Source organism: Microbulbifer sp. MI-G (assembly GCF_030440425.1).
GTDB classification, from domain to species: domain Bacteria; phylum Pseudomonadota; class Gammaproteobacteria; order Pseudomonadales; family Cellvibrionaceae; genus Microbulbifer; species Microbulbifer spongiae.
Genome location: NZ_CP098023.1, coordinates 999,894 through 1,025,148, shown reverse-complemented (window position 1 = coordinate 1,025,148; position 25,255 = coordinate 999,894). Strand labels below are relative to the sequence as shown.

General features: G+C 55.5%; 21 protein-coding genes and 1 other RNA gene. 12 read left to right on the top strand and 10 right to left on the bottom strand.

All coding sequences use genetic code 11. The features are described 5' to 3' along the window. Positions 1-43: 43 nt before the first annotated feature. Complete coding sequence (locus tag M8T91_RS04225) at positions 44-799, bottom strand: hypothetical protein (protein ID WP_301417124.1); 756 nt, start codon at positions 797-799, stop codon at positions 44-46. A 332-nt stretch (positions 800-1,131) separates the two neighbouring features. On the opposite strand from M8T91_RS04225, the gene M8T91_RS04220 reads away from it, so the two are divergent. The 3 genes from M8T91_RS04220 to M8T91_RS04210 all read left to right on the top strand — a co-directional run bounded on the left by M8T91_RS04220 (position 1,132) and on the right by M8T91_RS04210 (position 5,559). Further along, positions 1,132-1,713, top strand: a complete 582-nt coding sequence (locus tag M8T91_RS04220; protein WP_301417122.1) for a superoxide dismutase — start codon at positions 1,132-1,134, stop codon at positions 1,711-1,713. 245 nt (positions 1,714-1,958) lie between these two features. After that, entirely contained in the window at positions 1,959-3,842 is a 1,884-nt protein-coding gene (locus tag M8T91_RS04215; RefSeq protein ID WP_301417120.1) for a DUF885 domain-containing protein, read from the top strand. Between the two features lie 679 nt (positions 3,843-4,521). After that, positions 4,522-5,559: an alkane 1-monooxygenase gene (locus M8T91_RS04210; RefSeq protein WP_301417118.1), complete on the top strand. Its 1,038-nt coding sequence runs from the start codon at positions 4,522-4,524 to the stop codon at positions 5,557-5,559. A gap of 206 nt (positions 5,560-5,765) precedes the next feature. On the opposite strand, the gene M8T91_RS04205 is transcribed toward M8T91_RS04210, so the two are convergent. From M8T91_RS04205 to M8T91_RS04195, 3 genes are all read right to left on the bottom strand, one after another. Then, positions 5,766-6,701: a universal stress protein gene (locus M8T91_RS04205; RefSeq protein ID WP_301417116.1), complete on the bottom strand. Its 936-nt coding sequence runs from the start codon at positions 6,699-6,701 to the stop codon at positions 5,766-5,768. A gap of 228 nt (positions 6,702-6,929) precedes the next feature. Next, the gene (hda, locus tag M8T91_RS04200) at positions 6,930-7,643 is read right to left on the bottom strand and encodes a DnaA regulatory inactivator Hda (RefSeq protein WP_301417114.1); all 714 of its coding nucleotides are present in this window, start codon (positions 7,641-7,643) and stop codon (positions 6,930-6,932) included. Between the two features lies 1 nt (position 7,644). After that, the gene (locus M8T91_RS04195) at positions 7,645-8,736 is read right to left on the bottom strand and encodes a DUF2066 domain-containing protein (RefSeq protein WP_301417111.1); all 1,092 of its coding nucleotides are present in this window, start codon (positions 8,734-8,736) and stop codon (positions 7,645-7,647) included. Between the two features lie 276 nt (positions 8,737-9,012). On the opposite strand from M8T91_RS04195, the gene purM reads away from it, so the two are divergent. The 5 genes from purM to M8T91_RS04170 all read left to right on the top strand — a co-directional run bounded on the left by purM (position 9,013) and on the right by M8T91_RS04170 (position 14,419). Beyond that, on the top strand, positions 9,013-10,074 hold the full coding sequence (gene purM, locus M8T91_RS04190; RefSeq protein ID WP_301417109.1) for a phosphoribosylformylglycinamidine cyclo-ligase: 1,062 nt from the start codon (positions 9,013-9,015) through the stop codon (positions 10,072-10,074). After that, entirely contained in the window at positions 10,074-10,727 is a 654-nt protein-coding gene (gene purN / locus M8T91_RS04185) for a phosphoribosylglycinamide formyltransferase (protein WP_301417108.1), read from the top strand. The genes purM and purN overlap by 1 nt, the downstream gene beginning before the upstream one ends. A gap of 98 nt (positions 10,728-10,825) precedes the next feature. Next, complete coding sequence (locus M8T91_RS04180) at positions 10,826-11,533, top strand: DUF3108 domain-containing protein (protein ID WP_301417106.1); 708 nt, start codon at positions 10,826-10,828, stop codon at positions 11,531-11,533. A 243-nt stretch (positions 11,534-11,776) separates the two neighbouring features. Continuing rightward, positions 11,777-13,177 carry an OmpP1/FadL family transporter gene (locus M8T91_RS04175; RefSeq protein WP_301417104.1) on the top strand — a complete coding sequence of 467 codons (1,401 nt, stop codon included), beginning with the start codon at positions 11,777-11,779 and terminating at the stop codon, positions 13,175-13,177. 441 nt (positions 13,178-13,618) lie between these two features. Beyond that, positions 13,619-14,419 (top strand): type IV pili methyl-accepting chemotaxis transducer N-terminal domain-containing protein, encoded by an 801-nt coding sequence (locus tag M8T91_RS04170; RefSeq protein ID WP_301417102.1) that lies wholly within the window; start codon positions 13,619-13,621, stop codon positions 14,417-14,419. Positions 14,420-14,543: 124 nt separating this feature from the next. On the opposite strand, the gene M8T91_RS04165 is transcribed toward M8T91_RS04170, so the two are convergent. Then, positions 14,544-16,442 (bottom strand): M2 family metallopeptidase, encoded by a 1,899-nt coding sequence (locus tag M8T91_RS04165; RefSeq protein ID WP_301417100.1) that lies wholly within the window; start codon positions 16,440-16,442, stop codon positions 14,544-14,546. A 227-nt stretch (positions 16,443-16,669) separates the two neighbouring features. Then, positions 16,670-16,767, bottom strand: an RNA gene (gene ffs / locus M8T91_RS04160) — signal recognition particle sRNA small type. A gap of 127 nt (positions 16,768-16,894) precedes the next feature. Here ffs and M8T91_RS04155 point away from each other — a divergent pair. The 3 genes from M8T91_RS04155 to M8T91_RS04145 all read left to right on the top strand — a co-directional run bounded on the left by M8T91_RS04155 (position 16,895) and on the right by M8T91_RS04145 (position 20,155). Beyond that, positions 16,895-17,740: a 6-carboxytetrahydropterin synthase gene (locus M8T91_RS04155; protein ID WP_301417098.1), complete on the top strand. Its 846-nt coding sequence runs from the start codon at positions 16,895-16,897 to the stop codon at positions 17,738-17,740. Positions 17,741-17,766: 26 nt separating this feature from the next. Beyond that, entirely contained in the window at positions 17,767-18,513 is a 747-nt protein-coding gene (locus M8T91_RS04150) for a 16S rRNA (uracil(1498)-N(3))-methyltransferase (RefSeq protein WP_367317743.1), read from the top strand. 289 nt (positions 18,514-18,802) lie between these two features. Next, on the top strand, positions 18,803-20,155 hold the full coding sequence (locus tag M8T91_RS04145; protein ID WP_301417096.1) for a substrate-binding domain-containing protein: 1,353 nt from the start codon (positions 18,803-18,805) through the stop codon (positions 20,153-20,155). A gap of 275 nt (positions 20,156-20,430) precedes the next feature. Here the strand turns inward: M8T91_RS04145 and ald are convergent, their stop codons facing one another. Then, a complete protein-coding gene (gene ald, locus M8T91_RS04140; RefSeq protein ID WP_301417094.1) occupies positions 20,431-21,576 on the bottom strand; it encodes an alanine dehydrogenase in 1,146 nt (381 codons plus the stop codon). Positions 21,577-21,776: 200 nt separating this feature from the next. Here ald and M8T91_RS04135 point away from each other — a divergent pair, with 200 nt between their 5' ends. Further along, positions 21,777-22,262, top strand: a complete 486-nt coding sequence (locus tag M8T91_RS04135) for an Lrp/AsnC ligand binding domain-containing protein (protein ID WP_301417092.1) — start codon at positions 21,777-21,779, stop codon at positions 22,260-22,262. Positions 22,263-22,351: 89 nt separating this feature from the next. On the opposite strand, the gene M8T91_RS04130 is transcribed toward M8T91_RS04135, so the two are convergent. The 3 genes from M8T91_RS04130 to putP all read right to left on the bottom strand — a co-directional run bounded on the left by M8T91_RS04130 (position 22,352) and on the right by putP (position 25,053). Further along, a complete protein-coding gene (locus tag M8T91_RS04130; RefSeq protein WP_301417090.1) occupies positions 22,352-22,816 on the bottom strand; it encodes an Mpo1 family 2-hydroxy fatty acid dioxygenase in 465 nt (154 codons plus the stop codon). 105 nt (positions 22,817-22,921) lie between these two features. After that, entirely contained in the window at positions 22,922-23,434 is a 513-nt protein-coding gene (locus M8T91_RS04125) for an O-acetyl-ADP-ribose deacetylase (RefSeq protein WP_301417088.1), read from the bottom strand. Between the two features lie 152 nt (positions 23,435-23,586). Next, a complete protein-coding gene (gene putP, locus M8T91_RS04120; protein ID WP_301417086.1) occupies positions 23,587-25,053 on the bottom strand; it encodes a sodium/proline symporter PutP in 1,467 nt (488 codons plus the stop codon). Positions 25,054-25,255: the final 202 nt, after the last annotated feature.

The window sequence follows — 25,255 nt, the reverse complement described above, 5'->3', positions numbered from 1 at the left end:
GGGCGAACACCGGGTTCGCCCTTTTCAAAAGTCCCGCTTCAGGTTACATGGCGGAGGCCGTCGGCTCACTGGCCTGCAGAGAACGAATGGCATCGCGCAGTTGCACCAGGTCCTTGTTGACCGAGCGGCGATAGGCATCGATGGATTCCACCGCCTCCTCGTTGGCACCGACACGCATGGTCAGGTCACTGCGCACCGATGCCAGCTGACGCTCCAGTCGCGACAGTTTATCACCCACCTCGCGTTTGCTTTGGGTGTTGCTCTTGCGCAGCTCTGCCAGGGCAGATTCCACTGCGGCAATCTTCTTCACACTGGCGCCGAGGCCGTTCAGCTTCGTATTGAGCGCTGCAACCTGTTTTTTGTTGGCCGCCGCAGCCGTCTTGTTTGCGGCGATGCTCTTGCGGTTGGTATCGTAGGCCACACCCCAAAGCTTGCGGATTTCAGAGGTATTTTCCTTGGCCTTGGCATTTAACACCTCTACAGAAGCTGTGGACTCCTCATCGGACAGATTGAAGCGCTTCTCCAGTTCAGCGATACGATTTTCCGCATCGGCGATGCGGTTTTCTGCATTGGTCAGTTGTGTGCGCCCCGCCTGCCACTGCTGGTAGAGAAAGCCGGATGCAGCGAGCCCACCCAAAGCGAGCACCAGCGCGCACAGGCCCAGGAAAGAGAAACCGCTCCGGTGCTTTTCCACAATAACCCGGGGTTCAGGCACCTGTTCGCGCGGCTCTGAGGATTTGAGGTCCAGTGATGGTTCAATAGCGGCATTGCCGTCCAGTGTGGGCTCTTTGCGTTGCATGGATCATTACACCCGGTGACTTGTCAGGTAGGTCGAGTACTGGTCAGTCTGGCATCACTCCAGCCAGTCGTGATCAACCAATCGTTTCATGCCAATCAACTTGAGACAGATTCGTCGAATTCTACGGCAGTTATACCAAAAACTGACGAAAAAGTAAGCGCTCAATGGTAAGAATAGACGACAGTCGGGCAGTGCCGGCACAAAATCCCTCCCCTTGACTTTTAGGAAATTGTCCCAACCTCCCTCTATCCCGCTGCCCTGACTTAATTCCGGCATTCAGCGCGTGTAGAATGCCCTCACCAATAACCTCAGACAAAAGGAAGGAAGACACCATGGCTTTCGAATTGCCCAAACTCCCCTACGCGAAGAATGCCCTGGAACCACACATCTCCGAAGAAACCCTGGAGTATCACTACGGCAAGCACCACAAAACCTATGTCGACAAACTCAATGGCCTGCTGGAAGGCACTGCCGACGCCGACAAGTCCCTGGAGGAGGTGATCAAGTCCTCCTCCGCCGGCGTATTCAACAATGCCGCCCAGGTCTGGAACCACACATTCTACTGGAACTGCCTGAGCCCGAACGGCGGTGGAGAAGCCGGGGGTGCCATTGCCGAAGCCATTGACTCTACCTTTGGCAGCTTTGACAAGTTTAAAGAGGAATTCACCACCAGTGCTGTGAACAATTTCGGCTCTGGCTGGACCTGGCTGGTGAAGAAAGCTGACGGCTCAATCGCGATCTTAAATACTTCAAATGCCGGCACCCCATTGACCGAAGAGGGGCTCACCCCCCTATTGACCTGCGATGTCTGGGAACATGCCTACTATATCGATTACCGCAATCTGCGCCCGAAGTACATGGAAGCTTTCTGGGCCCTGGTCAACTGGGAATTTGTAAACCAGAATTTCGCCTGATCGCAACATCGCCCAATAGCGGGCCCAACAATGCCCGCTTTTTTATTTCCGCACATTCAACTACGACCCACCTTTCCCGCAACAATGCTGTGTCTCTGGCCAAAAGCTCCGTGAGTGCGCACAATACCCGCTGACCTGCGCGATCATCCCGCATGGAATAGGGATTGTGTAGAAAAATTTTTTTAAAGAATGTCCGTTTGGCGGCACAAATTTTCAACAACCATCCAAACCCCGGGAACATGTCCATGAAAGTGAAATCCACCCTGATTGCAACGGCTATAAGCGCGCTGATTCTCAGCGGCTGTAGCCGCGGCACAGACAATACTGCGGAGCAAAACACCATGACTTCCGCGGAGAGTACAGTCACCCAAACTGCCACTGACAACCCTGCCAAGGTGAGCCAGGAGACCATCAAGCAAACCAAACAAATGTTCGAGGACTTTTTTCAGGAACACCTGTCCCGCAGCCCGGAATTTAAAACCTTTCTGGGCATAAAAGAGGACTATGACAAATGGAACGATCTCTCCCAACAGTTTGCAGAAGAAACCCTGACCATCAACAAACGCCAACTGGCCGAGCTAAAGACAATTGACCCCGAAAAACTGGACAGTGCCACTCGCCTGAGCCTGCGGCTGGCCAAGCGCAATCTGGAGCAGGATATCGAGGGCTACAAGTGGCGCCACCACGGTTATCCGGTCAATCAGATGTATGCCACCCACACCAGTGCGGCCTCCCTGTTGATCAGTCAGCACCGTATTGACAACGCAAGCGATGCAAGAGCCTACATCTCACGCCTGAATGGGCTGCCCGAGTATTTTTCCCAGTTGGAAGAGAAACTGAGGGAAAATGCAAAAGCCGGTACTATTGTGCCGAAATTCGCCTTCCCCTATGCCATCAGTGACGCGAAGAACCTGATCAGCGGCGTCCCCTTTGGCGGCGATACAGACAGCCCGCTGTTGGCAGATTTCAAGGGCAAAGTGGAAAAACTGGATATTGCCGTCGAAGAGAAAAAAGCCTTGGTCGATCAAGCCACTGCCGCGCTTAAAAACCGTGTAAAGCCGGCTTACGAAAAGCTGATTGCCTACCTGCAGCAGCTTGAAAAAGACGCCACCACCGATGACGGCGCCTGGAAGCTGGCGGATGGGGAGGATTTCTACAATTTTCGCCTGGGCGTCTACACCACAACAGACATGACCGCCGACGAGATCCACCAGATCGGTCTCAAAGAAGTTGCACGTATTCACGAAGAAATGCGTGAGATCATGAAAAAGGTAGGTTTTAAAGGCACCCTGCAGGAATTTTTCGAATTCATGCGCACCGATAAACAGTTCTACTACCCCACCAGTGAAGAGGGCAAAGCGGCATACTTGAAAAAAGCCACTGCCATTATCAATACCATGAAGGGCAAACTGGACCAACTATTTATCACCAAACCCAAGGCCGACCTCGATGTCCGGGCGGTGGAGCCCTTCCGCGAGCAGTCCGCCGGCAAGGCCTTTTATCAGCGCCCTGCACCCGATGGTTCGCGCCCTGGCATCTACTACGCCAATCTGTATAACATGGAGGACATGCCCACTTATCAGATGGAGGCACTGGCTTACCACGAAGGTATTCCCGGACACCATATGCAGCTGTCTATCGCCCAGGAGCTGCCGGACATTCCCAAGTTCCGCAAATACGGCAGTTACACCGCCTATACCGAGGGCTGGGGCCTCTACTCCGAACTGGTACCGAAAGAGCTGGGCTTCTATGAGGACCCCTACTCCGACTTCGGCCGCCTGGCCATGGAGCTGTGGCGCGCTGGCCGCCTGGTGGTGGACACTGGTATCCACAGCAAACGGTGGACCCGTGAAGATGCCATCAACTACCTGGTGGAAAACACCCCCAACCCCAAAGGAGATGTGGTTAAGGCCATTGAACGCTATATTGTCCTACCGGGCCAGGCCACCGCTTATAAAATCGGTATGCTGAAAATTGTCGAGCTGCGCGAGAAAGCCAAATCCGCTCTGGGAGAAAAATTTGATGTGCGCGCTTTCCACGATACGATTTTGGCCAACGGCGCAGTACCGCTGGATGTACTGGAAGAACTGGTTGACGATTGGGTGGCGGAAGTCAAAGCCCAGCAGTGAGTGACCGGTGATAAGCGGCCTATCACCATGCAATGCTGTTCGCTCAGGCCATGAAGCCTCTGTGCAATACACAGGGCTGCCCTTAGGGGCGGTCCTGTTTTTTCCCATATCTACCGGTAAGCGGTGCTTGCCACGGGAGTGCTTAAAACCTGCCGATCACCGCACCCAGCCCTCCCGCGGCAATCCATGCACCCACCGTACTACAGAACTGCGGGGGTACAGCACTACTGCTCAACAGAGATTGCCCAGCGCCGGTACCGGCAAAACAAGTAATACTTAACTTGCAGTGGTCATTTCGGTTTTTTTACTGCCGGTCTTCACTACCCTGTATGTCATTTTTCCGCGTAGATAATAAATCCTCTCAGCGAGCGCAACGTGGATTGGCCCTGTCATTTGCGGATGGCGGCCGGGTGCTTATTTTTTCTTTTTTCCCTCCTGAGTAGATCCTTGCACTCATTCAAGCGCTCTACCGGCATTGCAAGGACATTGGTTGGGCAAGCAGCGAAACAATTTTATGACCCCCAGGTCAATCAGTAAGTATCACTGCAGGAGTGATATACTCAGCTGCAGTTCTGCTGTCCCCGGGATCGGGCTTACCTGGGGTTTATAGGCACTTCGGTTATAAAAATAGTAAAAAATCGAATTGAACAGGCGCTCAGCGCCTGGCGGAGGTCTGGTCATGCGTTTGCACCCATTGCGATACAGTTTTGCCTATATATTGCCGGTACTGGTACTACTGGGGTTCTGGCAGGGGGGCTTCTGGCTGTTTGTACCTCTTCTATATCTTTACGGGCTGCTACCACTACTGGAACTCGCCGCGCCCGCACCGACCGCCAATCTGGCACCGGCGCAGGAGCATACCGCTGCCTCCAATCCATTCTTCAACTGGATGCTGTATTTGTCTGTCCCGGTTCAATATGGTGTTCTTCTCTACTTCCTGATGCTGGTGCCCTCACTGCAAGCCTGGGCTCTTGCAGGGGCAATCTTCAGTATGGGTCTGATGTGCGGATCCTTTGGCATTAATATCGGCCACGAGCTGGGTCATAGAACGAGCCGCTTCGAACAGGCTTTGGCAAAGCTGTTGCTGCTCTCTTCTCTCAACATGCATTTCTATATCGAGCACAACCGCGGGCATCACCGACATGTGGCCACACCACAAGACCCCGCCAGTGCGCGCTATGGAGAAACCCTCTACGGCTTTTGGCTGCGTTCAATCGCACAGGGATATGTTTCGGCCTGGCGGTTGGAAGCGCAGCGGCTGGCCAAGCGCGGCAGATCCTGGTGGAGCCCCAGCAACCAAATGCTGCAATTTCAACTTATCCAAGTTGCGCTCATTGCCTCGATGGGCTGGCTCTTTGGTGCCAAAGCTGCAGTTTGTTTTGTCCTGGCGGCGCTACTTGGTATTCTCTTGCTGGAAACAGTCAATTACATCGAGCATTATGGCCTCAGCCGCCGACAAACACCGGATGGCCGTTACGAACGGGTTATGCCCATACACTCCTGGAATTCGAATCACATCCTTGGCCGCTTGAGCCTGTTTGAGTTGTCGCGCCATTCGGACCACCACTTCCGCGCCAGTCGCAAGTATCCTATTCTTCGACACCATAGGGGCAGTCCCCAGATGCCCACAGGCTACCCCGGTATGATGCTGCTGGCTTGTATCCCCGCGCTGTGGTTCAGGATCATGCACCCACGCCTGGCAGCTCTGGGCAGTTAAAAACATCCATGTCAAAATTGCCACCATGCAATCGCAAAGCTTCAAACCGAAGAATAAAAACGTTGTGCGCAAGTAAACAGGCCATTTCGCTATTGTTTCATTATTTTTATCCATCGCCATTGTTCAGATATCGTCACCTTTTGACTGCCCGGAGCCTCCCAGCTATACCATGGCCAAGGCGTCGGGAAATCCTGTTTGTACGCTGTTTAGACTTTAATCGGGGAGGCGAAGTCACTGGGCTTTAAGGCCAGCAGTGAACAGCTGACTTTCTGCAGAATATTCTCCGCGGTATTGCCCATGATAAAGCCGGGAATCCCTGCCCGCCCCACAGTGCCCATCACCAGAAGATCAAGCGACTCTTCCTCGATAAGCAGTGGAATATAGTTATCCGGGCGAGCGATGACATGGTGTAGCTGCAAATCCCCGCCAATATTGGATGCCCGTATCAGCACTTCCAGTTTCGAGTGGTGCCGGGAACGGGCCACTTCAGTGGCCTCGTCCAGTTCTTCCTCAGTTGCATTCAGCGGGAAGTGGCGGCGCAAATACTCATCCACATCAAAATCCCAGCAAGAGACAATATGCAGAGTGCCGCTGCAGCTGTCCGCCAGCATTCGCGCCCAGCGCAACAGACGAATAGCCAGGTCATAGGTTCCGGCCGCTTCGCATTCTGGATCTACCGCTACCGCCACTCTGATCTCTTTTTGGGGCCGCTCTATCGGACGGCACAACCACACCGGGCAGGGACACTTGCGCAGCAGCTCCATATCAATGGCCTTGAACCCTTTGCGTTGATTGTGCCCCTCCACATTCTTGACCACCAGGTCGTATCCGTCGGACAGAACCCTGCGGATCACCCGCTCTGCGGGGCGGGGGCCGCAGTCGCACTCGATCTCCAGTTTGACCTGGTCTTCATTCAGGTTCATGCGCTTCTGGGCCGATTCGATCTCGCTTCTGACCCGTTTCAGCAGGGCCTCCTCGCAGAGTGCAATGAACTCCTCAAACCCCTCGGGCACCGATGGACAGACAAGGAGTACCTTTATGACAGCGCCGGTATTGCGCGCAACGCCAAACGCCTGCAACAAACCGCTACTTTCATCGTCGGCAGCGTGGCTCACATAGAGGATTTTATGAATATTCAGCATAACAGGGTCCCGAAACTGTGGGCTTTGGAAGTAAATACAGGCGGCACCCCCCGCACGAACCCTTCCGCCGCCACATCTTGATACAGTGGCCGGAAGGTATTTCAAAGCAAAAAAAGCACCGCCAAGGTCAGCCGGAAAGCGGGCAAAAACAGGTGCAAGGTGATAAAAAAGGCTGAAAAAGCCCAAGCTGGGCACTAATGCAAAGCAAAAAGCGGGTTGGATAAAATGCTAGATATCCAACACCTGCTTGACGAACGGGATGGTGACTTTGCGCTGAGCCATCAAAGACGCTCTGTCCAGCTGCTCCAGCAGTAAAAACAGTGCGCGAGTATCTCTGGGTGCGCGGTGGAGAATATACAGGGCTACATCCTCTGGAAGTTCAAAGCCACGCAGGCGGCTGCGCCTGCACAGAGCGGCAATCTTGTCGCTGTCATTCATGGATCTCAGTTGGAACAGCAGAGACCACTGGAATCGCGACTGCAAATCCGCCAGAACAAGATTCAACCCGCGGGGAGGCTTGCGCCCCCCCAGCAGTAGTTGCCTGCCACTATCCCTGGTGCGGTTGTATAAGTGAAACAGTGCCGTTTGCCACTGGGGCTGGTTTTCCAGGAGGTGCAGGTCATCGATACACACCAGGTCCAGTTGCTCCAGTCCGTCCAGGATTGCCGCCGGGTCCATCGCCGTCAAGTCCGCCAGCGGCAGGTATTGAAAGCTGCGCCCACTGCTCTCTGCGCTTTGGCAAACGGACTGCAGCAGGTGACTCACACCACTGCCGGTCTCCCCCCAGATATAAACCACCTGTTCGGGGTTTTCCCCGTTGGCAAATAATTGCAGCAGGGCCACTACCTGACTGTTGGGGTCCGATTCAGCCAGATAGAAATTTTCGAAAGTGGCATCATCTTGCAGGGATACACCCAGTGACAGCTGTTGCGGAATACGCATATTAATCCCAGCGGTACCGCAGCGGATTATCGGCACTGCCCAGCGGTGCACGATAGCCGTTCAGGTCAATGGTATCCCCATCCGCACGCAGTTTGTGATTCAAAGCCAGTGTATCGCGCAGATTGGGCAATCCCACTGAAATGGCCAAAGCGATACGCATCCGGTCTCCCTCTACGGAGAGCAGGTTGGTGCTGCTTACCTGCGCCAGCCCCCGCAGGTAGCCCAAGGCCTCCACATAGTCGGCAAAGCTGTCCACGCCAGTCAACTCGATAATAATGGCCCCCATTTGGGCATCCCGCCCTTCGGGGCGCACTGCATAGCGCCTGGCCAGTACATTGGCCATCTGATTGACGCCGCGCAGCGCGGTTTCTTCCATAGAGCCCCCACTGCTATCGAAGGCGTAACTGCGGCCGCCGTGAACCAGCAGCCAATCAGCCTGCCAGCGGTGTCCCGACGACTGCAGTATGCGCCCCATCAAAGTGGCATCGGGGCTATAGCGCAGACCAGCCCGCTCAGCGGCCTGTTCGTCCTGCGCCCAAAGTGCGCCCAGGGGCATATTGCGCTGGTCGTTAAGATCCATAACAGGAAAGTCCAGCGGTACGCCGCGCTCAATAGCCATGGCCTCCAGCACGGAGAACAGTTCCGGCGTATCCTCTTCGCGCAAAACACTGCGCCCATGCAACAGTGTATCCACCGCCAGCCAAACCAGCGTACCCGGCCGGTTGTTGGGCCACATGGGCAGACCCAACTGGTGTACCTGCCTGGAGACAGCCTGGGGATCAAAGGAGAGGTGGAGGTAGAGCTGGTTGTCTTCGCTGGTGTAGTGATAACCCTGCACAAACTGTTGAGCTTTCTGCAGGACCGGCTGCAAATCGGGGTTGTTGCCAATGGTGGCATCACCGGTAACCCGCACAAAGATCCGCTCTAGGCCCCGGCTGCCAGCTGCCACTCGATCGGTACTACCGCGACTCGAAACAGGCTCTACAACTTCGTACAGGTCCGAGATAACCCGGGCCTGAACTGGCAGGATGAAAGCGCCGAGCAACAGTGCAGATAACTGCAATACCAACCCCTGCTGGAGCAGCTTGTGCATAGAATTTCTCTCCAAACTTCGCACCACCCCGCGCGCTTGTACCAGGTCATTCCTGTTGGGCAAGACAGCAAAATACACGGAGAGTGTCAAAATTGGGGCTATTGTATCAGCGTCATCCGTTTCTCTCAGCCCCGAGTACGCACAATGAGAAGGTTTCAACAGTCTTATTCGAGACAAAAGCCCCGAATCACACCTCCCGAGATCACCTGGGCGTAGCTACCAGACCGAGACCCGGCTAGAATACGCGCCCTCCGAGGCCCCACCGCAGGAAAAGCCATGAGCAACCCCAAGCCGCAATCCGCACAGACCCCACTCTCCTATAGGGATGCTGGTGTCGATATTGATGCAGGTAACGCCCTGGTAGAACGTATCCGGCATGTCGCCAAGCGCACTGCCCGCCCAGAAGTCATGGGTGGCCTGGGCGGATTCGGCGCCCTGTGCGCACTGCCTGCCGGCTACAGGGAACCGGTACTGGTTTCCGGTACCGATGGCGTAGGGACAAAACTGCGTTTGGCAATGGATTTGGGCATTCACAACACCATCGGTATCGATCTGGTGGCGATGTGTGTCAACGATCTGGTCGTTGCCGGTGCCGAACCGCTCTTCTTCCTCGATTACTTTGCCACCGGCAAACTCAATGTGGATATTGCCGCCGAGGTGGTCTCCGGTATCGGGAAAGGCTGCGAGCTGGCGGGCTGCGCCCTGGTGGGTGGGGAAACTGCCGAAATGCCGGGTATGTACGCAGGTGACGACTACGACTTGGCCGGATTCTGCACCGGGGTTGTGGAAAAATCTGAAATCATCGACGGGAGCAAGGTAACCGGTGGCGACGTGTTGATCGGTCTCGCTTCCAGCGGCCCCCACTCCAATGGTTACTCCCTGATTCGCAAAGTACTCGAAGTACGCAGCGCCAACCTGCAGGAGGATTTCGGCGGTATCACCCTGGCCAAGGCGCTGATGGCCCCTACCCGCATCTATGTCAAGAACCTGCTGCAACTGATAAGAAACTGCCAGATCAACGCCCTTTGCCATATTACCGGTGGCGGCCTGCTGGAGAACCTGCCCCGCGTACTACCCACGGGGTGTCGCGCCCGCGTGGATGTCGGCAGGCGGGAGATGCCGGCGGTCTTTCGCTGGTTACAGAACGCCGGCAATATCGACGCCCGGGAAATGTACCGCACCTTCAACTGCGGTATCGGGATGGTGATCTGCGTACCCGCAGCGCAGGCCGACAGCGCACTCGCAACCCTTCAGGGGTTGGGTGAGGATGCCTTTGTTTTGGGGAATATTGAAGCTGCTGCCGGAAACGCTGAAACCGTCGCCCTGGCAGGCCTGTAATGTCTCGAAGAAACTGCAAAGTCGCGGTGTTGATCTCCGGCAGCGGCAGCAATCTGCAGGCGCTGCTGACAGCGTCAAACAAAACCGGAGCACCATTTTCCATCTGCAGCGTCATCAGCAACAGGCCGGATGCCTATGGTCTGGCCCGTGCCGCCGCAGCCGGCATCGCCGCCTCGGTGGTGGATCACCACGACTTTTCCAGCAGGACATCCTTTGACCGCGCACTGATTGAAGCGATCGACCGCCAAACACCAGACCTGGTTGTGCTGGCTGGTTTTATGCGCATATTGACCCCGGAATTTGTGCGCCATTACCGGGGCCGATTGCTCAATATTCACCCTTCCCTGCTACCCAAATACCAGGGGTTACACACGCACCGCCGGGCTCTGCAGGCCGGCGACAGCGAGCACGGCGCCACTGTTCATTTTGTCACCGAAGAGCTCGACGGCGGTCCGCCCGTTGTCCAGGCCACAGTGCCCATACAGGCTGGAGACACACCGGAAACGCTGGCGAACCGGGTCCAGGTGCAAGAGCATGTGATTTATCCGCTGGCTGTCACCTGGTTCGCGGAGCATCGCCTGCATATGCAGGGCGAGCGCGCCCTGCTTGACGGTGCCTTGCTACCGCGCAACGGTATCCGGCTCAGCGGTTAAACCCGGCGCATTCGCTGTCGGGGCAAACGCCCTTGCATGTACTTTGCCAGTTCCGCCGACTAATATTCAAGCAAAGTCAGTTTTTGCGGAGCTTCACCGTGCGTTTTTTCGTTTCCTTCCTGTTTCTTCTCCTGCTTTCCGGCCCATCCCTGGCCAGCCAGCTGGAACCCTTTAAAGCAACTTACACCGCGCGCTTTAACGGTATCAGCGTCACGGCTACCCGAAAGCTTACCGGCCAGGATGACAACTGGCGCCTGGATTTTGATACCAACACCCTGTTTGCCAATATCAATGAATATTCCCGCTTTACCCGCCGCGACGACCAGATTATCCCCTACCATTACGAATACCGCAGAACCGGGCTGGGCCGGGATCGCGGCACCATACTGAACTTTGAGCCCACTAAAGGCATGGTGCTCAATGTTTCAAACCCGGAGCGGGATTTGAAGGATGTATCGCCCCATATCCTCGATAAAGTGAGCTACCAATTACAGTTGGCGCTGGATCTCGCCGCAGGCAAGGAAACCCTCCAATATGAAATTGCTGACGGCAAGAAAGTGCGCAAGTACACCTTCGCCCGGGAGGGCACTGAAACCCTGGTGACGCCACTGGGGGAAATTGAGGTCATCAAGGTACGGCGGGTTCGAAATGCCGATTCCGCAAGAGAGACCACAGTGTGGTTCGCCCCTGGCTGGAACTATGCTCTGGTGAAACTTGTTCAGAGAGAAGAAAATGGCAAAAGGTACCAAATCAGCCTGACAAAATTATCCATTAATGGAAAAAATGTCACGGCAAGCCAAAATTGAACCACTGTTCAGGAAAGTAAAAAAAACTTACGGTATTTGATGGATTTTTGCCTGCTTTCTCTTTATAAAGTTATCTCTTTCCTGACTTATACGACTTTATATTGCCGGAATTTCAGGTAAGACACCTGCTCAGAAATTAAGGAAGGCACTTGCATAAGTCTAATGACCTTCCTCCACAGCCTGGCATTCACTTGAATACCGTTTATGGTTTTCAGTAATCAGCAGACTTAGAGATAGGCCTCCATGAACAAGAAATACCTACCACACGCAGTACTCGCCGCGGCAATCAGCTCCGTATCTCAAGGTGTCATGGCTGCGGCCTTTTATATCTCGGAAACCAGTACCTCAGGCCTCGGGCGCGCCTTTGCCGGCGAAAATACCATCGGCGACAACGCCGCAATTCTCGGTCGCAACCCCGCGGGCTCTGCGCTGTTTGACACCTATACGTTTTCCATTGGCGCCACTTTCGTTGACCCCGAGATCGATGTGGCCGGCGATGTCACCTATTTTGTACCGGTTGGGGTAGGTCCGGATGGCAGTCCCATCTTTCTGGAGAATACTGAGCGAGCGCGTGCCAACGACTACGCCACCACCGCCTGGGTCCCCAATGGCTACCTGGCGGCCCCCATCAACGACGAGTGGTCCTTTGGCCTGGCTCTGTACACCGACTTCGGCCTGGAAACCGATTTTCCCAACAGTTTTCGTGGCACCCCCATCGCCAACAAAACCAGATTGATTACCGTCAATATCCAGCCTTCTGTTGCCTACGATATCAATAACACCCTGAGCATCGGCGCATCGGTTAACTTTCTTTATGCCGATGCCAGACTGAGAACCACTGTCCCCACAAATTTCGCACTGGATCCCATTTTGGGTACCGACCTGTCCGGGGCTTCCATCCTCAATATCGAGGGCGACGATTGGGATGTCAGCTGGACTGTGGGTGCGCTGTGGCGCATCAGCGAGAATACCCGCGCAGGCATCTCCTACCATGCGGAATACGACCCCACACTCAAGGGGAACGTGAATTCCGACTTGCTGCCAAGCCCACTGGATCCGTTTGACAATGCCAGCGGCAACCTGTCCCTCGACCTGCCGGACACACTGGAACTGGGTTTCTACCACCGCTTTAATAGCAAGTGGGCCATTGCACTGGGCTATATGTGGGCCGACTGGGACGACCTCCAGCGCCTGGAAGCGTTTATCCCCGGTGCCGGTGAACCATTCAATCCCCTGCTCGTCGGAGAGCTAAACTTCGAGAGCGGCTCTCGCTACAGTATTGGCGTGGAGTACTTTTACAATGACAAGCTGACTTTGCGCGCCGGTTACGCCTTTGATGAGAGTGCAGCTCGCGACGGCCTTAACCGCGAGGAAACGGAAATGATCGCCGCACAAACCGGCTTGGAGCTCCCGATTACCTGGCGCATACTGAGCATCCCGGATAGCGACCGCCAGTGGTTGACGCTGGGCGCCACCTACCATGTCAGCGAAAAACTGAGTATTGATGGCGGTGTGGCCTACCTTTCGGGCGATGACGAGAGAATACAGGAATTCGCGCCCGTTCCGTTTCCAACCTTCTTCGACGGTAGTACCACCAGGACCGAAGCCTGGCTGTATGGGGTCTCCCTCAACTACCATTTCTAACGCCTGAATTTAACCAAAACAGGGCCCTACCCCGAACGGGGTAGGGCCTTTTTTATGGCAGTACTGCCATAACGCTTGGGCGCACCAACAATCCCGTAAGGCAGAATACCGGGCAGTGCCGATCCAATACCTTGAGCGTTCATCAGAAAAAAATCCGTGCCCGTCAATACCCCCAAAATGCCGATACGGGGAAAACAGGTTAGATAAAAAACGGGCAGAATTTGTTATACATACATCGCTCGTTTCGAGTATGAAGTTCCGCTGCAAAATGGTTGCCGGAACAATGTGGTACCGACGGGGACCGAGACAAACCGCGGCAATGCCGACTTACTCCAGGCAGTGGCCGTTGTATTGCTGGAGCGACAATCCAACCGACTACGCCCTAGCGGTTGGATTGTTGGGTAAAGAAGAGTGCACGCACAAAACCACAAGAGTAAAACCATGAAGCTGCCCGCAATATTCACCTTGTTTGTTTTAAGCCTGGATGTCTCTGCCTTTGGCATGGGGGAAGCCATTAACCTGGCCGGCCGTCAGCGAATGCTGTCGCAGCGCATTGCTCAAACCTACATCCTGCAGGGTATCCAGCCCGGCATACAGCGCCATGAAAAAGTCTTCAACCGGTCAATACAGGAGTTTGCACAAAACCATAGAAAACTGTCGGCCTTCCCCAAAGCCGGGAAACTCAGCCCTCAGTTGCGCAAAGTACAGCAGGAATGGGAAGCATTTGAACGCATTGCCCGGCAACCGGCCAGCAGGGACACGGCAGCCGAATTATTCAGGCTCAGCAACAGGCTCCTGTCGGCCGCTCACACCTACGTGGTAAAGCTGGAGCGGCTCGCCAACCACAATAGCGCTGAACTGATCAACATTGCCGGGCGCCAGCGTATGCTGTCCCAGCGCATTGCCAAGAACTACGCGGCAAAACTCTGGGGAATCTCCCCCGGCGATGCTGAAATCGGCTTGCAACAGGATCTGGTGGAGTACACTCACCGACTGAACCAACTCCTTGACAGCCCCCTGAATACCCCTGAGATCAACCACAATCTGCGCAAAGCACTGGATCACCTCAACTATGCCAACCGCGGCTTCACCGGGAAGATGCAAATATCCGAGAAACGCCAAATTCATGTGATCACAGGAACCACAGACCTGATGTTGCGCAATATGAATATCATCACTGAACAGTATGCGGCACTTTTGGATTCAGAAGGGGGTATTGAAAACTCGCACTCGGCCAATTGATAGACCATTCAGTAATGTGCCGGCGCAATCCGGCACAAGTCAGCAATACAGCGGGCTTACCCCCTCTGCCAGCACCTATCCAATCCATGAGTGCTCTATGAATTGGATTGCCCGATGAACAGGTTTATCGAGCGTGGCTTGCGTGCTCCGCTGCCGACTCCCAACCGCACTGGCGTCCCTGGTTCTGCGTCTCCAGGTAAGCCATCAATGGCTGGAAGTAATCGATAATCGCCGAAGCATCCAGGTCGCGCTGCCCTGTCAGGGCTTCCATGGCATCCGGCCAGGGTTTGCTGGCGCCCATGGCCAGCATGGCGCGCAACTTTTTACCCGCCTCATCGTTTTTATAAATGGAACAGCGGTGCAGCGGTCCGGTCTCACCGGCAGCTTCGCACAGCGCACGGTGGAACTGGAACTGCTGGATACGGGCGAGGAAATAGCGCGCATAAGGCGTATTGCCCGGTATATGGTACTTGGCACCCGGATCAAAGTTCGCCTCCGAGCGCTCGACCGGGGCTTCGATACCCTGATATTCCTCCCGCAGCTTCCACCAGGCCTTGTTGTAATCCGAAGGCTGCACCTCTCCGTTGAATACCTGCCAACGCCACTTGTCCACCATCAGGCCGAACGGCAAAAAGGCAATCTTATCCAGCGCCTGCTGCATCAAATAGCCGAGATCCTTGCTTTCATCCGGCACCTCGTCCATCAGGCCAATTTCCTTGAGGTACTTCGGAGTAATCGACAGCGCAATGGTATCGCCCACCGCTTCATGGAAGCCGTCATTGGCGCCCTCTTTATAGAGGAAAGGCTGGTCCTTGTAGATGCGCTGGTAAAAATTGTGCCCCAGTTCGTGGTGAATGGTCACCAGGTCTTCGCCGGTCTTGTTGATACACATCTTGATACGGATATCGTCCTGGCCATCCATATTCCAGGCACTGGCGTGGCAAACAACATCCCTGTCGCGGGGCTGGGTAAACTGTGAGCGCTCCCAGAACGTTTGCGGTAGCGGCTCAAAGCCCAGGGAAGTAAAGAACTCCTCACCCACCTTGACCATATCCCGCTCACTCATCCCGGAATCGACTACCAATTGCGTCAGGTCATAGGGGGCCTGCATATCCCTGTCTTTGACCAGGTCATAGATATTGCCCCATTCCTGCGCCCACATATTTCCGAGCAAGTGCGCCGGAATCTTGCCCTGGGGGGGCACTACCGCATCGCCGTAGTGTTCGTTCAGTTTGGCGCGCACATGACAGTGGAGCGCTTCATACAGGGGCTTGACCTTGTTCCACTGGACATCCATATCAGCGGCAAAGGCATCGGGCTCCATATCGTACTTGGAACGCCAGAAATCACTCAAATTCTGGTAACCCAGTTCCCGCGCACCCGCATTGCCAATCTCAACCTGCCGCTCATACAGGGGTTTCATGGGCGGGGACACCTTGCGCCACCCAACCCACAGGTCCTTCAGCAGTTCCGGGTCGCGGTTCGTCGCCATCACCCGCCCCATTTCGGTCAGTGTATAGCATTTCTCCACGCCCTCAACATCCCGGCAGTATTTACCGGCACCGTACATACCCTGCATTTTAGAACCAATCTGTGCGAGCTCAGCGGTCAGCGCGGGATCTTTAGGGGCGGGGAACACCAACCCCTGTTTCAACATGGTGAGCTTGCGACGGCTGTCCGGGTCCAGGTCAAGGTTGTCAAATTTTGCCGCTTCGGATGCCAGTGCCACCGCCATCGCCGTATAGCGCTCGGCGGCAAGGGCTTCCACATATTGGGAATCCATATTGATATAGGTGGAAGCCAGCCAGGCGGCATGGCTCACTTCTTCGGCCATCTTTTCCAGGCGGACCTGGGCATCCTCGAGAAAAGCCTTGGCATCCCGGGCCGTGAGTGCAGCCGTATCGGCCTCTGCTGCAGGGTGCTCCGCAGGCTGGGCCTCATCAACAGGGTTCGAAGCCCTTTGACCGCCGTCACAGGCAGCGAGCGCTACTGCAGCGGCAATAGCAAAAGCAATTTTTTTCATCTTCCCCTCACATTATTATCCGCCGTGTGAAAACTGTCGCCGTTTATAGCACAAGGGATCCATTTTCTTCGATGGGAACACCGAGGTTCAGTCCAGATCGACACAAAATCCCTTTTTCTGTGCAGTTTACAGGGGAAAATAGGTTTGTCTGGCGCACAACACCAAAATACAGGCAATCGCTGTCGGCAAGTAACGGCAAGGGTGTGAAAGAAGGGGGATGGAGGCAGCCCGACCAGCAACACCTTCGGCACATGACGTCACTGCTACCGTTGCTCCCTTCCGGGCCTGGCGGGGTTCGCAGTTTCTCATTGCGAAGGGACCGGAAGGGCCGCCACAACGATCCTCGGTGTCCCCGAAGAGGGCGCGATTATAGAGGGATAAAGGCACGAGTTCCAGTCCCATCAGCAGGTTATAATACTCGCTTACCACCCCGCCCATGCGAAGAGTGAGATATGCACCTGTTCGTCGACAATTTAACCAATATTGATTTCAGCTACCTGGACCGGCAGCGCGGTCTGGTAGGGGAAACCTGGCTGGCAAATGCCACCCTGGATGGCGCACTCGACAGCCAGGGCATGGTGTGCGATTTTGGTATTGTCAAAAAAACTCTTCGCCACTGGCTCGATGACCAGCTTGACCACCGCCTTCTGGTACCCACCCTGTCCCCCGACCTGGAGCTCGCAAACCACGGCGGCCAGATATCGCTTACCTGGTCACTGGCCGGCGGAGAGCAAATATCGGTGTCCGGCCCGGAACAGGCTTTCGCACTGGTAGAAACAAAGAGTATTCACCCACAGGCGGTTGCAAGCTGGAGTGTGCAGCAACTGGCGGGCGCTTTCCCGACCCATGTCGATCAATTGAAGCTCTGCTTCGATGCAGAGATGATTGAGGGCGCTTTTTACCATTACAGTCACGGACTGAAAAAGCACCTGGGCAACTGCCAGCGCATCGCCCACGGCCACCGCTCCCGTATCCAGGTGTTCATCGAGGGACAACGCAACAGAGCACTGGAGCAGCAATGGGCTCAGCGCTGGAGGGATATTTATCTGGGCACGCGCGAGGATTTACAGGCAGCGGGCGGTGCAAAAACCCTGCGCTTTGCCTATCAAGCGCAACAGGGGCGCTTTACCCTTACGCTTCCCTCGCGCTGTTGTGCAGTCATTGACTGCGATACCACCGTCGAACAACTGGCCCAATATATTGCCAATACCCTGGCCGCGGAATTACCGGGCAAGGAAATTACCGTGCGCGCTTACGAGGGGCTGGGCAAAGGGGCCATCGCCACTGCACAGCTGTAAGCTGTGCCATCGCATACCCGGAGTGATTGAGTGCAACAATTCGAGGCTGGTCGATCTTGAACCTGATTGTTTTACAAGAAACGGATTTCATCAGCGCCGGACTTGTCCGCCTGAGCGGTCGCAGGCTGGAATATATTATCCAGGTACACAGGGTCGAGCCCGGCCAGCGGTTGCGCGTTGGGCTATTGAATGGCGATATCGGTTTTGGAACAATCACCACGCTCACCGACCAGTGTGTGGAGCTCAAGGTGGAATTACAATATCCCCCGCCCCCTGCACTACCCCTGACCCTGGTTTTGGCGTTACCGCGCCCGAAGATGCTAAAGCGTGTCATTCAGCATGTCACAGCACTGGGTGTGAAAAAGCTGATTCTGCTCAACAGCTACCGCGTGGAGAAATCTTATTGGCAAACACCCTGGCTCGGGCGGGACAAGATTCACCGACAATGCCTGCTGGGACTGGAACAGGCGATGGATACCCGGATGCCGGACATTATTCTGCGCAAACGCTTCAAGCCCTTTGTGGAGGATGAGCTGCCCGAACTGGCAGCCGGCTCACGAAAACTGCTTGCCCACCCGGTTGCCGGTGAGTACTGCCCTATTGATATCGGGGAAACAACCACCCTGGCCATTGGCCCCGAGGGCGGCTTTATCCCCTATGAAGTGGAAAAACTGCAGGAGGCAGGCTTTCACCCAGTGCATTTAGGGCCGCGTATTCTCAAAGTGGAAACAGTGCTGCCGGTACTGGTGAGCCGGCTGTTTCCCGCCCGCTGAATTCCACTGATATCCGCTCTCCCGGATTGGCTTGCGAGTTGTCGCCAAGAGAGGTACGCAGGGTTCAATCCCTTTTTAGGAAGCATTGCACTGCGCTTTTTGACATACTGTTAATCAAGATTTCTTCATTTCTTCAACAACGCCACCGATAATCCCCACCCGAGCAGCCCACAACATGCTCACTGCGCGCAGTGGGGATATTTGTGATTTATTCATCAACATTTCATCATTTTGTCATAAAGAGGACATATTTTTCGGCCTCATTTTACTGCCTTAAGGTCAAACTGTTATGTACCCGCTTCTTCATCGTTTGTGCCACACATTGATACTGTCATTCGGGCTGGCCTGGACCTCCGCGGCCGCAGCGGAAGTCCCGGCTTTCGATCCAAACACAAACGGTCTCTTATTTACCCTGCACGGTTCCAACACTATTGGGGCTCAACTGGCACCCAATCTGATTCGCAAATACCTAGCCACAAAGGGTGCACAAAACATCCGATCCACACCCCTGGGCACAATCAACGAGCAACGCATCCAGGCGGATGTTGGAAACCAAGCAGTTTTTATTGATATTGCCGCACACGGCTCCAGCACCGGTTTCAAAGGGCTGGAACAATCACAAGCGGACATCGCCATGGCCTCCCGGCCCATCAAGGCCGCGGAACGGGTCTTATTAAACCGGTTGGGAGATATGCGCAGCAATCGCGCAGAACATGTAATTGCCATTGATGGAATTGCGATTATTGTGCATCCGGACAATCCAGTGAAGCACTTGACCTTGCAGCAAATTGCAGCCGTTTTCTCCGGTGACATTCGCAATTGGTCACAAGTTGGTGGGCACCGCGGCCACATCCGAGTTTACGCCCGCGACAACCAGTCCGGCACCTGGGACACGTTTAAATCCCTGGTTCTTGGCAAGGATTACAGCCTTATTGAAAATGCGGAACGATTCGAATCCAACGATCAGCTCTCCGACAGGGTTGCCGCCGATTTAAACGGTATCGGGTTTGTCGGGCTGGCATCGATTCGCCATGCCAGAGCCATCGCTGTTTCCCATCAGGACACCCAGCCCCAAGCCCCGGTGCATCTCACCATCGCAACCGAAGACTACCCTCTCTCTCGCCGCCTGTTCCTGTACACGCCGGTGCATTCCCTCAAGCCGGCAGCAGAGGAGTTTCTGTACTTTGTACAGAGCGAGGCGGGCCAGGAGCAGGTAAAGACAACCGGGTTTATCTCCCAAACCCCGATCAGCATCAAGCCAGCAAGCACGCGGGAAGGCCCTGAAGATTACCTTGCATTAACCCAACATGCGGAACGCCTGAGTATCAATTTTCGCTTTGCAGAGGGCAACGCCACTCTGGACAATAAAGCCCAACAGGATATCCAGAGGCTGGCGAAGTATATGAAAAAGCCGGAGAACCGTGATCGTCAATTATTGTTGATCGGTTTTGGGGACGAAAAAGCCAGTGCAGAGCGCTCTGTTGTATTGTCCAAACTGCGTGCGCTAACAGTTCGCTCCGCCCTGCACCATCACCAGGTCAACACAGCACCGGTACAGGGGTTTGGAGCCTACCTTCCTGTCGCCTCAAATAATTCCAGGGCAAAAATCAAAAACCGCAGAGTGGAAGTCTGGCTGCTTTAACCATTTATCGGAGGATTCTCCCCTGCAAAAAGAAAAAGCCCCCGACAATACAATCTGGCTTGCACAGCTCGATCACCTTGGGCAGTAAAGACCAACACTGCAACCCCATTGGCAAAAAAGCCGCGTAACAACGCGGCTGTCAATTGGTGGCATAGGGCCACCAGGTCTCACAGAGTGGAGCGCCACAAAACGCTCCGGGGAAAACCGCCAAACCAGTGAAGAAGCGCGCGATTGCCTTATTGTCTTAAAAAAGCCTGCCAGGCAACCGAGGTTGATCAGGCGATGGCTTCTTGCCGCTGGGCCACTTTCTGCAGGGCCAGCTTCGGATCGACATACTCGTAGCCCAGTACATCGGCAACCGCTTTGTAAGTCACCATACCGGCGTGCACATTCAAACCTTCCAGCAGGTTGGCATCGTCCAGCAGCGCCTGTTTCGCACCCTTGTTGGCCAGCGCTAGCGCAAAAGGCAGCGTGGCATTATTCAGCGCCATAGTAGAGGTGCGCGCAACGCCGCCGGGCATATTGGCCACACAGTAGTGCACAACACCGTCTACCACATAAGTTGGCTCCTGGTGGGTGGTCGCCTTGGAGGTCTCGAAGCAGCCGCCCTGGTCAATGGCCACATCCACGACGACAGCACCTTTCTTCATGCGGCTGATCATATCGCGTGTCAGCAGCTTGGGTGCTGCAGCGCCCGGGATGAGGACCGCACCCACTACCAGGTCTGCTTTCAGGGCATGCTGCTCAATAGCGTCGCTGGTGGAGAATTCGGTGCGCACGGCCCCCCCAAAGATATCATCCAACTGGCGCAGGCGGGGCAGGGAGCGATCCAGAATAGTGACATCTGCGCCCATGCCCAGCGCCATCTTGGCCGCGTTGGTTCCCACAACACCACCACCGATAATCAGGACTCTGGCAGGAGCCACACCGGGTACTCCACCCAGCAGCACTCCGAGGCCACCCTGGGCTTTCTCCAGGTGGTGCGCGCCACACTGCACGGACATGCGCCCGGCAACTTCGGACATGGGTGCCAGCAAAGGCAGGCCGCCAAAGCGGTCGGTGACGGTCTCGTAGGCAATACAGGTAGCACCGGATTTCACCAGCAGTTCGGTTTGCTTGGGGTCGGGTGCCAGGTGCAGGTAGGTATAGAGTACCTGGCCCGGATGCAGCATCTCGCACTCATTGGGCTGGGGCTCTTTGACCTTGACGATCATATCGGCAGTGGCAAAGATTTCCTCCGCGGTATCGAGGATTTCGGCGCCGGCTTTCTGGTACATGGCATCGGTGAAACCAATCGCAGCGCCGCCCCCTCTCTGCACAATCACCCGGTGGCCGTGACCAACCAGTTCGCGCACACTCGCCGGCGTCAGGCCAATGCGGTATTCATGGTTCTTGATCTCTTTCGGGACGCCAATCAGCATTTTTCTGCTCCTCGGTCTCTGTCTCTGGCACACCCTCTGCAAGATTGCAAAATCGGCACCATATTCCTATGTTTTACCCAGTATAGAGCCACCCAAGGAGTGGATTTCTGTCGTTTTTTCTATAAAAATAATGGAATCCACCAATACTATTGGGACAGAGCTCAGTTTTTAAGCTGTTCACCCAGGAGGGAGGCAGAGGCATGCGCAAACGCGCTGGGGAACTCAGTACCGTGGACCGCAATATCCTGCGGGTTCTGCAGAAAAACGGCCGCACCAGCTACGCGGAGCTGGCCCGCCAGGTAGGCTTAACGGCCACACCCTGTGTAGAACGGGTCAGGCGTCTGGAAAATGATGGCGTCATCCAGGGATACACTGCCCTGATCAACCCGGAGTTTCTGGATGCGGCACTGGTGGTTTTCGTGCAAATCCGCCTCAACCGCTCTGCCCAGGATGCCTTCGAGGAATTTCGCAACGCCGTGGCTGCACTGCCGGAGGTACAGGAGTGCTACCTGGTTTCGGGTAATTTCGACTACCTGATTAAGGCCCGTGTTGCGGATATGAGTGCCTATCGCAAATTTTATGGCGAGACCCTGCTGACCTTGCCAGAGGTACAGGAATGCACCAGCTATGTCGTTATGGAAGAGGTCAAGGAGACTCTGGAAGTGCCGGTACACTACAATCGCTGATGCACAGGTTTTTATAGCCTGTGCGCTTGCCATGATAGCGACGGGCTTGTGCCAGAGCTGGGCTCTACTGATTGCAGGGCGGGCATCAGTCAGTAACGAATGCCAAGAGCCCGATAAATAAAGGCAACGACCCAAGCCGGCCCAATGAGTAAAAACTCCAGGTCCTTAAAAAAAGCGGGCTTCTTCCCTTCGTAGGCATGGCCAATAAACTGAAAGATCCACATCACCACAAACAGGCCCAGGGCCGTCTGCCAAACAGAAACACCCACACGCTCCAGCAGAGACCAGGCCCACAGGCAGGCAACCGTGAGCGCCGTCATGCCCAGGGCAATGGGAAAAGACAGGGCGACATAAAACAGCAATACCGGCACCGCGGCTACGACGGCCCAGTTCAACCAGGGAAGCGCGCTCATGAATTGCGGCTGCGGAATGGCCCACAGGAGGCCCGTAATGGCCGCGTAAATCACCGGTACCGCAATCCAGTGGATGGCCTTGTTGACAGGGTTCTGGTGACTCTCGCTGTATTCGGCAAACCACTGCTGCACAGTGCGCATTCCTACCCCTTGTTCTTATCGATGATCTCCGGACTATTGATCACTCTCGCAGCCAGGGCCATTTCCCGTGGCCCAAAATACCGGACACGCGCTGAAACATTCTGTTCATCGCCGTACGTGCGTATCCAGCTGGGCGTGATAGAGTTCGGCTATTTTCCGATCAAAACAACAAAAAACAATGCTGCGGGGCTCACCCTCCCCCTCGAGATGACTCTGTACCTGACGAACAGCAATCTCCACTGCGAGCCTGGGAGGATAATCATAAATACCACAACTGATTGCCGGAAAGGCAATGGAGCGCATGTTTTCCCGCCTCGCCAGGGTCAGGCAATGGCTGTAACAACTGGCAAGCAGCTCCGACTCACCGAGGCGCCCACCGCGCCAGACCGGCCCGACGGTATGGTAAATACGTTTTACGGGAATGGAAAAAGCACCGGTGGCACGGACTTCGCCGACAGGACAGCCTCCGAGATCACGGCAGGCTCTGAGCAGCTTGGGACCCGCTGCGCGATGAATGGCCCCATCCACACCGCCCCCACCGAGCAGGCGGGTATTGGCGGCATTGACGATAACATCGACATTGAGTCGAGTGATATCGCCGAGGTGAACTTCGATCACTCAGTATCTCCAACCGCTATTTGCATAATCGCTGCGGATGGAAATCCTTTTCTCTTCACAACTGCCGCGCCCTTGGCCCAGGCACGCCCTTCGCGCAACCGCCTGGCTTGCGCCCCATTCAGAGCGGGGTTGGCAAGCAATCACCCACCGCCTCACCCAAGCAGTCTCTTGTACTGGGAGGACACGGCTTGCGGGCATTTTGTCAGCGCGCTAACTATCAAGATAGCAGCTGCTGAGAAAATAAAACCCGGCAGCAGTTCATAGACTTCAAATAGTCCGCCGGACAACTGTTCCCAGACAACGACTGTCACGCCACCCACAATCACTCCGGCAATCGCGCCACTGCCGGTCATCCGGCGCCAGTAGAGACTGATCAACAACGTCGGCCCAAAAGCGGCGCCCAGCCCGGCCCAGGCATAGCCCACAACATCCAGCACTTTGGAATCCTGGTCCAAAGCGATCCACACCGCCACCAGCGACAGCGCTACAACCGCCCAGCGCCCGACTTTCACCATTGCCTCCGGGCTGGTCTTGCGGCCAACCCAGACGTGGTAGATATCCTCGGCCAGGGCCGCGGAGGAAACCAGTAACTGGGAGTCGGCAGTGCTCATAATGGCGGAGAGAATCGCCGCCAACAGCACGCCGGCAACGATCGGATGGAACAACACCTGTACCAGTTCCATAAACACCTTTTCACCGTCGGGCAGGCCCTGCTGGATTTGCAGGTGGGCAAAGAGGCCCACAGCCATGGCGCCCAGAAACCCGATCAGGGACCAGAGAGCTGCCACAGTGGCCGCTGCGGGCACATCCCGCGGACTGCGCACAGCCATAAAACGCGCCAGGATATGGGGCTGACCGAAATAGCCAAGCCCCCAGGCCAGGGAACTAAAAATCGCCACCAGGCCCAGAGCCTGGCCCGTGTTGTCCGTCATCCAGTGTGTCAACTCCGGCACACTTGCCTGCAGCTGGCTCCAGCTGTCTGCGAGGCCCCCATGGTCAGAGATAACCACCAGTGGCACAGCGATCAGCGCGACACTCATCAAAAGCCCCTGGAAGACATCGGTCCAGGACACCGCCAGAAAGCCGCCGAACAGTGTGTAGGAAATCACCGCCACGGCACCAGTGATCACAGCCCACCGGTAGTCCCACCCAAAGACAGTCTCGAATAATTTGCCACCGGCAATCAGGCCCGAGGCCACGTAGAAAAGAAAAAACAGCAAAATGAAAACGGCGCATACCGTGCGCAGGTAGGGGTGCCCCATCCTGAAACGGCGATGGAGATAGGCCGGCACCGTGAGTGAATCGTCCAGCGCATAGGTATACACACGCAGCCGGCGCCCCATACTGACCCAACTGAGCACAATGCCGGAGAAGAGACCAATGGCGATCCAGCCGGCGGAGAGGCCGGCGGCATAGGCGGCGCCGGGCAGCCCCAGCAAAAGCCAGCCGCTCATATCGGAAGCGCCGGCAGACAGGGCCGCCACCGCCGGGGGCAGAGAGCGGCCACCGAGGAAATAATCGCTGGCATTTTTGGTGCGCAGATAAGCGTAGGCACCGATCACCAGGATCAGGGCCAGGTAGGCAACAAAGGTTAGGGCAATGAGCCACTGTGCGGGCATAGGGAGTTCCTTTTGCTCAATGTGGAGTGGTGGCCAAAAGGCAAACCCTCTGACGCCCCGCTGGCTGTTCGGCACATTGCACTACGGAGTTGGCACCACTTCAGGAATCGTTATGTTTATTTCGCGTAAATCTACCCATTAGGTGGCGTCAACTCAATCCGTAAACTAAATATTGAGGACACCTACAGAAAAAAGACAACAC

Bases quoted from the DNA above. Each gene is read 5' to 3' on its own strand.
- M8T91_RS04225 (WP_301417124.1), bottom strand. From the start codon at position 799: ATGCAACGCAAAGAGCCCACACTGGACGGCAATGCCGCTATTGAACCA.
- M8T91_RS04220 (WP_301417122.1), top strand. From the start codon at position 1,132: ATGGCTTTCGAATTGCCCAAACTCCCCTACGCGAAGAATGCCCTGGAA.
- M8T91_RS04215 (WP_301417120.1), top strand. From the start codon at position 1,959: ATGAAAGTGAAATCCACCCTGATTGCAACGGCTATAAGCGCGCTGATT.
- M8T91_RS04210 (WP_301417118.1), top strand. From the start codon at position 4,522: ATGCGTTTGCACCCATTGCGATACAGTTTTGCCTATATATTGCCGGTA.
- M8T91_RS04205 (WP_301417116.1), bottom strand. From the start codon at position 6,701: ATGCTGAATATTCATAAAATCCTCTATGTGAGCCACGCTGCCGACGAT.
- hda (WP_301417114.1), bottom strand. From the start codon at position 7,643: ATGCGTATTCCGCAACAGCTGTCACTGGGTGTATCCCTGCAAGATGAT.
- M8T91_RS04195 (WP_301417111.1), bottom strand. From the start codon at position 8,736: ATGCACAAGCTGCTCCAGCAGGGGTTGGTATTGCAGTTATCTGCACTG.
- purM (WP_301417109.1), top strand. From the start codon at position 9,013: ATGAGCAACCCCAAGCCGCAATCCGCACAGACCCCACTCTCCTATAGG.
- purN (WP_301417108.1), top strand. From the start codon at position 10,074: ATGTCTCGAAGAAACTGCAAAGTCGCGGTGTTGATCTCCGGCAGCGGC.
- M8T91_RS04175 (WP_301417104.1), top strand. From the start codon at position 11,777: ATGAACAAGAAATACCTACCACACGCAGTACTCGCCGCGGCAATCAGC.
- M8T91_RS04170 (WP_301417102.1), top strand. From the start codon at position 13,619: ATGAAGCTGCCCGCAATATTCACCTTGTTTGTTTTAAGCCTGGATGTC.
- M8T91_RS04165 (WP_301417100.1), bottom strand. From the start codon at position 16,442: ATGAAAAAAATTGCTTTTGCTATTGCCGCTGCAGTAGCGCTCGCTGCC.
- M8T91_RS04155 (WP_301417098.1), top strand. From the start codon at position 16,895: ATGCACCTGTTCGTCGACAATTTAACCAATATTGATTTCAGCTACCTG.
- M8T91_RS04145 (WP_301417096.1), top strand. From the start codon at position 18,803: ATGTACCCGCTTCTTCATCGTTTGTGCCACACATTGATACTGTCATTC.
- ald (WP_301417094.1), bottom strand. From the start codon at position 21,576: ATGCTGATTGGCGTCCCGAAAGAGATCAAGAACCATGAATACCGCATT.
- M8T91_RS04135 (WP_301417092.1), top strand. From the start codon at position 21,777: ATGCGCAAACGCGCTGGGGAACTCAGTACCGTGGACCGCAATATCCTG.
- M8T91_RS04130 (WP_301417090.1), bottom strand. From the start codon at position 22,816: ATGCGCACTGTGCAGCAGTGGTTTGCCGAATACAGCGAGAGTCACCAG.
- putP (WP_301417086.1), bottom strand. From the start codon at position 25,053: ATGCCCGCACAGTGGCTCATTGCCCTAACCTTTGTTGCCTACCTGGCC.